The 12,921-nt window shown below is 41.2% G+C and carries 9 protein-coding genes and 2 pseudogenes; 7 read left to right on the top strand and 4 right to left on the bottom strand.

What is annotated here, in order from left to right:
• Window positions 1–2,434 (bottom strand): NACHT domain-containing protein (locus V7K60_RS12455; RefSeq protein WP_334925895.1); only part of this gene is annotated, 2,434 nt, incomplete at its 3' end.
• Window positions 2,435–2,582: 148 nt separating this feature from the next.
• On the opposite strand from V7K60_RS12455, the gene V7K60_RS12460 reads away from it, so the two are divergent.
• The 4 genes and pseudogenes from V7K60_RS12460 to V7K60_RS12475 form a co-directional block, all read left to right on the top strand.
• Complete coding sequence (locus V7K60_RS12460) at window positions 2,583–3,383, top strand: Uma2 family endonuclease (protein ID WP_334925897.1); 801 nt, start codon at window positions 2,583–2,585, stop codon at window positions 3,381–3,383.
• Window positions 3,384–3,445: 62 nt separating this feature from the next.
• Entirely contained in the window at window positions 3,446–4,300 is an 855-nt protein-coding gene (locus tag V7K60_RS12465) for a bifunctional class I SAM-dependent methyltransferase/HIT family protein (protein ID WP_334925906.1), read from the top strand.
• Window positions 4,301–4,803: 503 nt separating this feature from the next.
• Window positions 4,804–5,016, top strand: coding sequence for a GGDEF domain-containing protein (locus V7K60_RS12470; RefSeq protein ID WP_334925908.1), 213 nt, complete (start codon window positions 4,804–4,806; stop codon window positions 5,014–5,016).
• Window positions 5,001–5,171 (top strand): annotated as a pseudogene (locus V7K60_RS12475) (IS5/IS1182 family transposase); the annotation flags it as partial. The gene V7K60_RS12470 and the pseudogene V7K60_RS12475, both read left to right, overlap by 16 nt.
• A 117-nt stretch (window positions 5,172–5,288) precedes the next feature.
• On the opposite strand, the pseudogene V7K60_RS12480 reads toward V7K60_RS12475, so the two are convergent.
• Window positions 5,289–5,736 (bottom strand): annotated as a pseudogene (locus tag V7K60_RS12480) (Uma2 family endonuclease); the annotation flags it as partial.
• An 803-nt stretch (window positions 5,737–6,539) separates the two neighbouring features.
• On the opposite strand from V7K60_RS12480, the gene serA reads away from it, so the two are divergent.
• The 3 genes from serA to V7K60_RS12495 all read left to right on the top strand — a co-directional run bounded on the left by serA (window position 6,540) and on the right by V7K60_RS12495 (window position 9,970).
• A complete protein-coding gene (gene serA, locus V7K60_RS12485; protein ID WP_334925899.1) occupies window positions 6,540–8,120 on the top strand; it encodes a phosphoglycerate dehydrogenase in 1,581 nt (526 codons plus the stop codon).
• Window positions 8,121–8,277: 157 nt separating this feature from the next.
• A complete protein-coding gene (gene prmA, locus V7K60_RS12490) occupies window positions 8,278–9,198 on the top strand; it encodes a 50S ribosomal protein L11 methyltransferase (RefSeq protein ID WP_334925900.1) in 921 nt (306 codons plus the stop codon).
• A 550-nt stretch (window positions 9,199–9,748) separates the two neighbouring features.
• Window positions 9,749–9,970, top strand: a complete 222-nt coding sequence (locus V7K60_RS12495; RefSeq protein ID WP_334925902.1) for a hypothetical protein — start codon at window positions 9,749–9,751, stop codon at window positions 9,968–9,970.
• Window positions 9,971–10,368: 398 nt separating this feature from the next.
• On the opposite strand, the gene V7K60_RS12500 is transcribed toward V7K60_RS12495, so the two are convergent.
• Window positions 10,369–11,316 (bottom strand): LysR family transcriptional regulator, encoded by a 948-nt coding sequence (locus V7K60_RS12500; RefSeq protein ID WP_334925904.1) that lies wholly within the window; start codon window positions 11,314–11,316, stop codon window positions 10,369–10,371.
• A 946-nt stretch (window positions 11,317–12,262) separates the two neighbouring features.
• A partial coding sequence (locus V7K60_RS35230) for a WGxxGxxG-CTERM domain-containing protein (RefSeq protein WP_442944388.1) occupies window positions 12,263–12,921 on the bottom strand: 659 nt, incomplete at its 5' end.

Consider the following 12,921-nt stretch of genomic DNA (forward strand, 5'->3'; position numbering starts at 1 on the left):
GATTATCAGCAGTGGCGCGGTCTTTGAGAAACGAGCGGGTGTCCGGGTCATCTTGGAAATTGCTGGCTAATGCTTCGATGGCTGCACGTCGCACAGCCCATTGATTATCAGCAGTGGCGCAGTCTTTGAGCCAGTGTAAAATATTGCTGTTATCTTTCCAAATTGTGGCGATTGTTGCAACTGCTTGAGTGCAAATTTCCTGAACTAGCTTAGTTTCTTCGTGATCATCGAAGGAGTAATAGTACCAGAGGTCATATTTAGTTAATTCTTTTAGCTTGTCAAGCAATTTATTAGCCGTTGACCCAATAACCAAGCGATTTCTCACTTCTGAAAGACATTTAGCCGCTAAAAATAAGTTGATAAATTTTTCCTCTTCACCATCTTGTACCATTAAGTAATCAAGAATTTCACCAACAAATTTCGCATCAATCATTCCCGCAATTAACAGCAACACCTCATGCCAAGTTTCATCATGCCAGTGTTTGCCAAAAACTTTAGTTTTGAGATACTCAATTGTAATACTACGTTCCTTCTCAAACTGCCAGACAAACTCCCAAGCACAGAAATATTCTAAAAAAGTCCGATGCACAAAGGCATAGTAATCTGCACCCAAGAAACATAAAATAAAATTGCGATCGCGCAGTTGCTTCATCAACCGTCTAGCTTTATCTCTGGCATCACTCACTGGTATGCTTTGCAGATATTTAGTGAAGATTGCTTCTAAATCATCCGCATAGATAATGTTGCCAGCTAAACCTTTTTCACTGGTTTGCATTTGATAAGCAACTTGACGCAACATTGCCTGTTTATCTTTATAATCAATAATTTCCAGACGTTCATCAGGCTTTAAATTGCGTCCGTCGTCCCAATTATGCAGCAGAACCTCTGAAGCCTCTTTATACAGTTCGCTTCTATCTCTAGGTAATTCTCGCCTGAGATTGAGAATTGCCATCATGGTTAACAGCAGTGGATTTTGTGCAAGTTCTGCAATTGCTTTTGATTCATTAATTACTCTTTGTAGACGCTCACGTTTGATATTTTTATCTCTTTCTTCCGCCTGACTAAAAGTTTTATCATGCCAGCGTTCGATAAAATCTTGAATCTGTACTGGTTCTAAATCTTGCAACATGAAGTGGCGAAACTCTGCATCTCGCAACTGTTGCTGCTTATAGCCAACGATCCGAGAAGTAACAATGACCTGCACATCGGGATATTCATTAGTGAAGCGATGAATACAGGTAATTACTTCCTCCCGCTTCGCCGATTCAAAGATTTCATCCAAACCATCAAACATGACTAAAGCGTTACCAGCCTTTAGCTGCTCGTGCAATTTATGTTGATTCAGGTGATAAAAACAATTGGGACTATTATGGTAAAATTGGAGAAAGCTATTACAACTACCCGCATTGCGATCGCGCATATAATTGCGTAATTCAATCAGCAAAGGAATTGGCAGATTCAAATCATTCTGCTCAAAAGTTTTTTCTACCCAATCCAACGCTAGATATTGCAACAATGTAGACTTGCCAGAACCAGGATCGCCTAAAATAACTAGATAATTTTTGCGTTGTTTATCTTGGACAACATCTAATACTGAACGGATTGGCTGTTCAAAATAATTGCGTTGATAACGTTCTGTTTCTTGTTGAAATTTTTCTATTTCAAATTCCGCATCTAATTGGTTACTTTCTTGTAGCCTGCGGAGATGTTCTTTAGGCAGTTCTGGTAAAACCTGATAAACTTGCCGCACATTTTGCGGAATAAACATTTGCCATAAATTTACCGGATGTTCGCGGGCTGTAGTTTCTAAACTATCTAACTTCAGATTGCCGTAGCGTTCACGAATAGTCTCTAAATATTGCGGTAAATTAAAATCCTTGGGAATATCAGCGTTTTCTTTTAAAGTCTTATCAATACTGGATAATTTCTGAAGTTCTAATATATAGCGTAACTCTTCTGAATCCGAAAGAATATCTTGAACTTGTATGAGATACTGGTCTATAATTGTTTGCCAGTTAAATTTAAGCGGTAAAGGTTGGAGTTGAAGTCTTTTCCAACTATCTGCTAGTGTTTTAAAATCTAGAGAATCACATTTAATATCAAAAGCCTGACCAAGAATTTCTTTAACCGACTTCTCACGGATAAATTTCTTGATATCTTCAGCGTAATTTTGAATTTCAGCTTCATCAAGTTTGCAACGAACCTTTAACTGTTGCTGCATCAGTTGCAAAAACTCTGTCAGCGCCATAACTACAGTTTTCTGAAGCGGTTCTTGCTTCAAGGGCGCGGTTACAGCATTATTAAAGATATGTTTAAAAAAATCTTTAGCGTAGTCCTTGACTAAATCTTTGAAAAATTCTTCGCTGATAATAGTTTTGACAAGAAATCCAACCGCTTTTTGACCTATCCAGAGAGTGAACCACTCAACTATCATACTCACGCCTGCTAAGTGCTTGACTACGAGTATATACACCTGTCAAAGAAATCTTTCCAGATTTCTGGGTTTTTAACTTAAAAGCGATGCTCACTGAAGATTTGTTAAAAATAACTAATAACTGTGCATTGATACTAGGAGTAGTTTTATGGTTCTACAAGTTAACCCCATCCAAAAAGAACCAATTGTTACTTGGGAAGCCCTTCCAGCCGACTTCATTTTACCAGACGATCCAGTGGAAAATATTCAACAACCCGCGATCGCTGCTGCGCTTACCGATGCTTTGGGAACCACAGGACGCATCCAATCTCAAATGCTGATTGGCTCTAATTTTGGACTTGTAGCCACAGTCAAGAAAAAAATCGTTGTTAAAGCACCAGACTGGTTTTACGTCCCTCAAGTGCAGTCTGTAGGAACAAATGTAGTTCGTCGCAGCTATACCCCAAATTTAGAAGGCGCTGCTGTGGCTGTAGTGATGGAATTTCTCTCAGACACAGAAGGTGGAGAGCTATCAGTCCGTTCAACTCCACCCTACGGTAAACTCTATTATTACGAAAAGATTCTCCAAGTTCCAACCTACGTAACCTACGACCCTTACGAACCAAGTATAGAATTACGGTGCTTGCAAAATGGACAATATACTTTGCAGCAAGCAGACGCTAATGGACGCTTTTGGATTTCTGAGTTAGAGTTATTTCTCGGAATTTGGCAAGGTGAAAGATTATGTCAAACTATGAATTGGCTGCGCTGGTGGGATAGAGAAGAAAATTTGCTGTTGTGGAGCAGCGAGCAAGCCCAACAAGAATGCCAACGCGCCCAACAGGAACACCAACGTGCTGAACAGGAACACCAACGTGCTGAACAAGAACGCCAACGTGCTGATATATTAGCAGCTAAGTTACGTGAGCTAGGTATTGACCCTGATGCGACGCTGAATAACCCGTCGTAGACATCGCATAACCTAAACAAATGCTGGGAATAATAATTTTGGGACATCAGCGCCAAAATTCTATGAAACAGCAAAAAAATCAGTTCAGTCATCTTACTGCGATCGAAAGAAGTTATCTATCATTTCCGGCACAGTTTTTATTAAATCAAAACCTTCTCCAAGGCAAAATACTAGACTTTGGTTGTGGCTTTGGTAATGATGTTAAAATATTGCGCCAAAAAGGTTGTGATATTACAGGCTATGACCCTTATTATTTTCCAAAATATCCTGATACTAAATTCGATACAATAATTTGCTTTTATGTTTTAAATGTTTTATTTACCGAAGAACAAGCTAATGTCCTAATGGAAATATCACATTTATTAAAACCAGGAGGCAAAGCTTATTATGCTGTAAGAAGGGATATAAAGAGAGAAGGGTTTAGAGAACATTATATTCACAAAAAACCTACCTATCAGTGCATTGCCAAACTTCCCTTTACTTCAATTTACTTAGATGAATATCGAGAAATATATGAGTATGTTCACTATAATCATCAGCGAAATTCATCTAACTATTGTATATTCTGTAATCCCCATCAAACTCTCAGACTATTAACTGAATCAGCAACTGCTTATACTATTTTTGATGGCTATCCAATAAGTAAAGGGCATGTTCTAATTATTCCCAAACGTCATATCAACAGCTATTTTGAACTACCATTTAAAGAGCAATCGGCTTGCTGGTTTATGGTGAACAAAGTACAAGAAATTCTCAAAAGTGAATTTGAGCCTGATGGCTTTAATATAGGAATGAACATCAATAGAGCCGCAGGTCAAAATATTATGCACGCCAGTATTCATATTATCCCTCGTTACAAAGGTGATACTGTTAGCTCTAAAAGTGGAATCAGGAACGTTATTTCTAAAAAGCAATAGTTTTTCTGTAATAATTAAGAATTCATAATTTTGCTGTAACTTGACCGTTTTGAAGTAATTATAAAAATTACTGGAACATTATGACTTGCTCAAACTTATCTCATAAGGTTGAGATCAGCTATTAAATGCTTTGTCACTATGCTTTTTCAGTACAATAGATCTCTTGCAAAAATCCTTGAATCACCCCTCCTCAACCCTCTTCGATGTGTTGGGGGGGCAAGATTTCAAGTTTCCCCCAATATATCGGGGGGATTAAGGGGGGTCTGTCCGACTTATACAAGAGGTCTAATCTCTACTTTGTTATTCTGAGCGTTACTGTAATCATCTCAACTACTGTTGCGTTTGTAGCTTGGCAGCGTCGCTCATTTTCTTTGGCTAGCAAAGCCTTTGATTTCGATGATGCTAGCGATCGCACATTCCCTTATAATCGCTGAAATCCATTTGCTGTATACATTTACTATTTTCGGATAAGTCTATTCGTTCATTAGGTTGGCGATCGCGTAATTCAGGTATTTGCAGACCTTCTTCGCCACTATAATGACTCTCAAAACATTGTGTGTAAATACGGTGGTGAGGAGTTTGTATTGGTTTTACCTGGGCTGACACAAGAGAAAGTATTTCAGTACGCCGAACAGATCCGGTTATCGTTTCAAGCTGCGCGGTTGGAATCTGGAGGTAAACAAATACATACGTATTATCAGATAATCGTTGGGTAGTTCTGGCATCTTTAATATCCTGGGCAGAATTTGAAGACGAATATTATGACAAATTCTCTATAGAGATGGGAGCGCCAGCAAAGCCATTTCAGATGGCATTAGGGGCATTAATAATTAAAGAAAAGTTAGGTATAAGCGATAGAGAAACAGTAGAATAAATTAAGGATAACCCTTATCTACAGTATTTTATAAAAAGAAGCAAGCTTTGTCAGATGAAAGGATTCGTAATTCTATTGAGGGAAAGTTTGGACAAGGTAAAAGAAGATTTAGTGCAATTCATACTTACCATTAACTAACTTATGTACTTCCAGATGCGGTTTGTGGCGGCGGCGAGAGGAATAAAGTACAACTAAAGCCTCATATTCATCCAATTTAGTAGTGTATTCCTTACGATAATTTTGGGAAACTACTTCTAGGACGAAAATCGGTATAACATTTTTATCCTACAGCACATAACTGGGACGCAGTTCCTCATCATAAAACCGCTCTACTCCTAAGCTCAAAAACCCATCTGGCACAATTGGCGGTTTATCAGGGTGATAATAAATACCCATATCTATCGCAAACAACCAGTCCATGCGTTCTGACCAAAGTATCAGCAGGATCGACTTTAACAAGCCTGGTATCAATTATTGCAGTTCCATTATCCATAGCCGTTTCATCAGAGTCTGGTAGTTCCTCGGCTGAGGGCAAGTACCTTGGCAAGTTGTACTCTAACATGGCTGGTTTTCCCAAAATTCAAAGGATATTTGGCTCTATTTGGCTCAACAGAATTATAGCTATTTCTCCCCTTGCAATGTCATTAATAGTCTGTCTCATTAATCACGAGGTGTGAACGAGTTCGTAGTCAGGACTTTAGTTCTAATTTTTTAAGCACTTTAGTGCTTACTACAAACTCTCAAAATTAGCTTGAAAAATTACTAGTTTATTACTGTATATTAAGTACTCTACTGGTACTAATTGGTAGTTTTTAACTACTAAACAATCTTAAATCTGTCGGAATCATGAGCAATAAAATTTATTTGATGCCCAAATTCTAACTGTCACAATCGGATGATCTTGACTAGCCAATGTTTGCTTTGACTAAGGGATACCACTTGTGGTATTGAGAAACAGACGATATTGGACAGATATATTAGTTACTAGCTCGTTTCCTGGTTGTGCATAGCATTGCCTCAGCTAAAGTTGCAGCCCAGTCAAGCATACAAGCGTTTATGCGCAACAAAGGAAGTTGCTTCAGCCGATAAAATTTTGGTAACTCTTAACTATTAATAAATATATCGGTGCTTAGTGCTATTCATGCTTTATATTTAGCGACAGGGTGGTGCAAACAGCTAACTTATGTTCAAAAACTTAGGAGGCAGTGCCCATCGGGAGCAATTCACGCTTCAATACTATCAGCACGTAGTGTAAGTAAAGGTTAAGTTGATATTCAAACGAATAATTTTTGCTGAATTGCGACAGATAAAGACTAAACTAAAAAGTCTTGTGCAGCAAAACCTGTAGCTTTAAATGAAGTAATCATGTCTAAGGTTCTTGTCTCTGATTCGATTGACCAAGCTGGAATTGACATTCTTTCGCAAGTTGCTACCGTTGATGTCAAACTAGGTCTAAAACCAGCGGAACTGATCGCAATTATTGGTGAGTATGACGCGCTGATGATTCGCTCTGGTACGCGCGTCACTCAAGAAATCATTGAAGCCGGCACCCAGCTAAAAATCATCGGTCGTGCTGGTGTAGGTGTGGATAATGTGGATGTTCCCGCTGCCACACGCCGGGGAATTGTGGTAGTCAATTCTCCAGAGGGAAATACAATTGCCGCCGCCGAACACGCGCTAGCGATGATTTTGGCTTTATCTCGCCACATCCCCGATGCTAACGCTTCGGTGAAACGCGGTGCGTGGGATCGCAATAGTTTTGTTGGTGCGGAAGTCTACAAAAAAACTCTCGGCGTTGTCGGTTTGGGTAAAATTGGCTCCCATGTTGCCGCTGTAGCTAGAACAATGGGGATGAAACTCCTAGCTTATGACCCATTTATTTCTACAGAACGAGCCGAACAAATTGGCTGTCAGTTGGTGGAGCTAGATTTACTCTTCCAGCAAGCAGACTATATCACCCTCCACATCCCGAAAACCCCAGAAACTACCCACTTAATCAATGCCACAACTTTAACAAAGATGAAACCTACAGCCCGGATTATCAACTGCGCTCGTGGTGGGATCATTGATGAGGTAGCTTTAGCAGCAGCTCTGAAAGCGGGTAAAATCGGCGGTGCAGCCTTGGATGTGTTCGAGTCAGAACCACTGGGTGAATCTGAATTGCGATCGCTAGGTAAAGAAATCATCCTCACTCCCCACTTGGGAGCCTCTACCGCAGAAGCTCAAGTAAATGTGGCCATTGATGTTGCCGAACAAATTCGGGATGTACTTTTAGGACTACCAGCACGTTCAGCCGTCAACATTCCTGGACTCGGCCCCGATGTGTTGGAAGAACTCAAACCCTATATGCAACTAGCAGAAACTCTAGGTAATCTAGTAGGACAACTAGCTGGTGGAAGGGTAGAAGTACTCAATATTCGACTGCAAGGGGAACTCGCAACCAACAAAAGTCAGCCTTTGATCGTTGCTGCCCTCAAAGGACTACTTTACCAAGCTTTGCGGGAACGAGTAAATTATGTAAATGCCAGCATAGAAGCCAAAGAACGCGGAATTCGGGTGATTGAAACCCGCGATGCTTCCATTCGAGATTATGCGGGCACACTGCATCTAGAAGCCACGGGTACTTTAGGTACTCATTCTGTTACAGGTGCTTTGTTGGGTGAGCGGGAAATCCACCTCACCGACGTTGACGGTTTCCCGATTAACGTCCCACCCAGCAAATATATGTTGTTTACCCTGCACCGCGATATGCCAGGGATTATCGGCAAACTTGGTTCCCTACTCGGCAGTTTTAATGTAAATATTGCCAGTATGCAAGTAGGTCGCAAAATCGTCCGTGGTGATGCCGTGATGGCTCTGAGTATAGATGACCCTTTACCAGAGGGCATTTTGGATGAGATTATAAAAGTCCCTGGTATTCGGGACGCGTATACAGTAACACTATGAGTGCTGAGTGCTGAGTGAAGAAAAGTTAGGAGTGAGTAGTGAGGAGTTAAAAGTTAAAAACTCCTAACTCCTAACTGATAACTCATAACTCTCTTAAACTCAGCACTCAGTACTTAGCACGGGCTGAACGCCCCGCTAGCGCTAACAGCACTTAAAAATGGCAAACACCTGGTGGGAACTGAATATTTTATGTGAGCCAGACTTAGAAGATTCGATCTTTTGGCGACTGGAAGATTTTGGCTGTCGTGGTACAGCTAGTGAAAATAAAGGAAATTCATCTTTAGTCAAGGCTTATCTGCCGACAATTCAAACGCAGCTACTAGATTTGGCAGCGCTATCGCTATGGCTGCGTCAAGATGCCCTCTGTGTAGGAATTTCATCTCCTTCCTTGCAATGGCAGTTAATTGATGAGGAAGATTGGGCGACTAGCTGGAAACAATATTGGCATCCACAAGAAATAGGCGATCGCTTCTTAATCAACCCCGCTTGGCTACCATTACCAGAAACAACCGAACGATTAGTGATTCGCCTCGATCCTGGTGTAGCATTTGGTACGGGCAACCATGCCACCACCCAGCTATGTTTGGAATCTCTGGAAATGCGGCTAAGTGGAGTTCCTCAGTCCTTTGTGGGTAATAGTGGCAAACATGAGCATCTGGTAATTGCGGATATAGGCTGTGGTTCTGGTATCCTTTCCATTGGTGCACTGCTATTGGGAGCCGAGAAAGTCTATGCAGTGGATACTGACCCTTTGGCAGTGCAATCAACTATCAGTAATGGTGTGCTGAATGATATTAGCCCAGAACGTTTACTACCTGCACAGGGAAGTGTAGACGTTTTGACAAAACTAATTGAAAACCCAGTGGATGGTATCGTCTGCAACATTTTGGCTCATGTGATTATTGAATTGATTCCAGAAATGAGTGCGATCGCTAAACCTGAAACTTGGGCAATTTTCACTGGTATTTTACTAGAACAATCTAAAGCTGTTGCTGACGCTTTAGAAGAAAATGGTTGGGTTGTCGCTACCCTATGGAAACGTAAAGAATGGTGTTGCTTGAATGTACGGCGTTCTTAGAATAAAAAACTGCCAACCTCGAACGGATTAAGGCTTAAAAGCTATACTGGGTAGGTGTTTTACATATCACCAAATTTTAGATTTTAAATTTTGGAAAATGGAATTGAATGATTCAAAATCCAAAATTTAAACAGGTCTGTTCGCGTAGCGTCTCGTAGAGAAGCCCCTGAATTTATTCATGGAACAAATCTCAAATCCAAAATTTTTATTGAAGCCCCTACATTTATGCTTGGGGTCAATCTAAAATCTCAAATCCAAAATCCAAAATTGGCTCACCTCACGCCCTCATCCCCTAACCCCTTCTCCCAAGGGAGAAGGGGAATTAAATCTTTGGCTCCCCTCTCACGGATGGGAGGAGGCAAGGCAGAAGTTGCTACAAATTGCGATTGCATCTATTTTAGGTTGAGTAAATGCACATGAAATTGTCAAATTATCAGAATTTGCCTACCCTACACCTCTTGAAGTGCGATCGCCCGATACTATAGAATCGGGTTCCTGAAAATTTAGACTTTCGATAAATTGTGTTGGAAATGCGATCGCTGTACTCTAGATGTTAGTAATAGCAAAATATTCATCCACTTACTGCTTAGGCATCTGGAGAAAAAATGAGAAAACGCATAGGTCAGCCCAAAAAAGCTACCACTGCTACCTTCTCAATACTTCACTCAAACAACCGACACGTGGTTTTGGTTTAGAGTCCTCTGGTGCTTCATCTCAAGCAGTAAATGAGGTGCGATTGCAAAATTTACCTTTAATGCACGACATCAGTTGAATATCACTGAATTTGTACAGTGCGTAAGTCTTAAGTGCTTTTGAGAGATGATTTATTTATGGGGGTTCCTCCTGCCTCCTGCCTTGACCTTTTTTGAATTAAAAATTAAAAGTTAAAAATTAAGAACAAGAATAATTTTTAATTAATTAATCCTTCTCCTAACAGAGACGCTACGCGAACGCGTCAAAGCCCCCACCCTGACGCTCGTAGACTCGCTAACGCTACGCTATCAGGAATTAAAAATGCAAAATTAAGATTTGTTTATTCAATTTTTAATTAATAATTTTTAATTGGTCAGTGGTGGGTTCAAGCCCCCTAGAAGTGCAATTTTTAATTAATAATTTTTAATTTTTAATTGGAGCGTTCGCACAGCGTCTCGTAGAGAAGCGACTTGACGCTTAAGAAGCCGATCGCTGCTGGTCAATTTGCAGTGGAATATTTTCTTGCACAAGTTGCCAAAAATGTTTGATGGGGGGAATTTGCAGACGGTCTTGAGTTGTTACCATAACTACCCGCCGAGTCAAACTGGAACCATCTGCTAAACTACTAGTATTATTACTGGCTAAAGAACGAATCGCCAGGGTAGGGTCAAGACGAGCTTCCAGTAATGCTGATTGAGGTAGCAAAGCTATCAATTTCCCTTGGCGCACCACTCCCCGGAAGGCATCTAGGGTATTTACCTCTAAAGCCGACTGGAGTGTAACTTCCATCCGCTCAAATCTATCTTGTATTAAGCGTTGCATCCCATAGCCATCTTTAAAAACCACTTGGGGATAACGAATTAGCTCCGACCAAGGGACGAATTCATATTGTGCCAGGGGATGATTGACTGCGATTAAAACTTCTATAGGTTCATCATAAAGTACTTCTACCACCATTTCTCTACTGATGGTTAAAAAGCGATTATTCATCACAATTGCTAAATCCACCAATCCATCTTTAAGGACTTTGAGGGCGCGATCGCTTCCCAATGAAGTCACCCGCAATTGCACATCTGGATAATTCTGACAAAATTTTTGCAACACTGGTGGTAAGTAAGATCCACATAAAGAGTGAATCACGGCAATGCAAAGTTCTGGTTGCTTTCCGGCGATTAAATCGGTTAATTCTTCTGTAGCAGTCTGCCACTCTTGGCAAATTTTGCGGACGCGGGGTAACAAACGTTCACCTCCTAGCGTCAGTTTGGCATGAGTGCTTCTGTGAAACAGTTCTATCCCCAAATCTGCTTCTAATGCTTGGATTTGGCGACTAATTGTCGATTGGGTAACACCAGATGTTCGCGCTGCTTGTTGAAAGCTGCCGGTTTGGGCGATCGCTAGAAAGGCTTGCAACTGCTCTAGGCGCATTTTTATGTAGCCTGAATTACATTTATCAGTTTTATTAAGTTAACGGATTTTTATCCACAATTTAGTAGAGTTTGTTACCGAAAAAGAATTCAGGAGTAAGTCGCCAGAATTCAGAATAATTCTGAACGAAAAAGTGGATGAATCGTGGTTTAGAGCAAGCGATTTTAAGACGCTCGTTGCGCTAAAGCGTCTCCCTTTCTCCCAAAGGGAGAGGCTAACGCCTTTCCTTCCCTACGGGACGCTCCGCGAACGGAACGCTCCGCGTTCGCGTAGCGTCTCGTAAAGAAAGGAGAAGACTCGCTAACGCTACACTATCGTGGATATAAAGAAAATTTTTCCTTGCTTGAAACCCCTGACTTGATTGCTTGGGGTATTCTGACTTCTGACTCCTTTTCATAGCTTTTTTCTCTGATTTACATTTAAGTAAACCAGCTTTTACTGCCTTTGCCGTCAATTATCCGCTTTGCACCGATTTTTTCGGTAAATTTCGCCAAAAAAATAATTGACTATTTTCTGCTGAAATATATGAATTTTTAGATAATATTTTTAAGGGTATCGCTCTGAGGCAATCTCCTGTGATTACAGAAGCTGATAGTTCAGCCGTAGCTAACTATGAGTGTTTCACTTCATCATTATGCGACAGATTATATAGCGGTTTCTAATTGACATGAAGTAATCATTTGAACCTCGTATGATACTAGCAATGTATTTATCAGAGAAAGTGGGACTTATGGTAACGTTTACAAGGTTTCCAGTAATATCTTGAGATTTGTGAAACTTCACCCATCCTAGTTTTGGAAGTTTTAAACGATTCTCAATTACCTGAATGTTACCGTTGGTCAGGTTGGTTTTGTATAACTTACGGATACAGCTGCGATCGCGTCAGATTTGCAAAAGACACAGAGGGCACAAACTACAGCTGTGCCCTCCTAAAGTGTGGTGAATACTATTTTTTGGTGCGAGAACCTATTACTTCATCAGGATCGCTATAAGCCCGGACTTTTTCGCGATTACGTAGTCCTGCTAAACCGGCTAGACCAAGCAAACCTAGCCAACCCCAATCGAAACCGCGATCGCTAGTTCTTTCGGAAGTGGTGACGCCTGTATTTCTGTTAGTACCTGTGGCATCAGTACCTGTTGTGGAATCAGTGCCTGTAGTTCCAGTACCTGTTGTGGAATCAGTGCCTGTTGTACCACCACCACCTGTAGTTCCAGTACCTGTTGTGGAATCAGTGCCTGTTGTACCACCACCACCTGTAGTTCCAGTACCTGTTGTGGAATCAGTGCCTGTTGTACCACCACCACCTGTTGTGGAATCAGTGCCTGTTGTACCACCACCACCTGTTGTGGAATCAGTGCCTGTAGTTCCAGGAGCTGTGCTTCCAGTGCCTGTTGTGGAATCAGTGCCTGTAGTTCCAGGAGCTGTGCTTCCAGTGCCTGTAGTTCCACTAGAGCTTCCAGTGCCTGTAGTTCCACTAGAGCTTCCAGTGCCTGTAGTTCCAGGAGCTGTGCTTCCAGTGCCTGTAGTTCCACTAGAGCTTCCAGTGCCTGTAGTTCCAGGAGCTGTGCTTCCAGTGCCTGTAGTTCCACTAGAGCTTCCAGTGC

The organism is Nostoc sp. (genome assembly GCF_036917555.1).
GTDB lineage: Bacteria > Cyanobacteriota > Cyanobacteriia > Cyanobacteriales > Nostocaceae > Nostoc.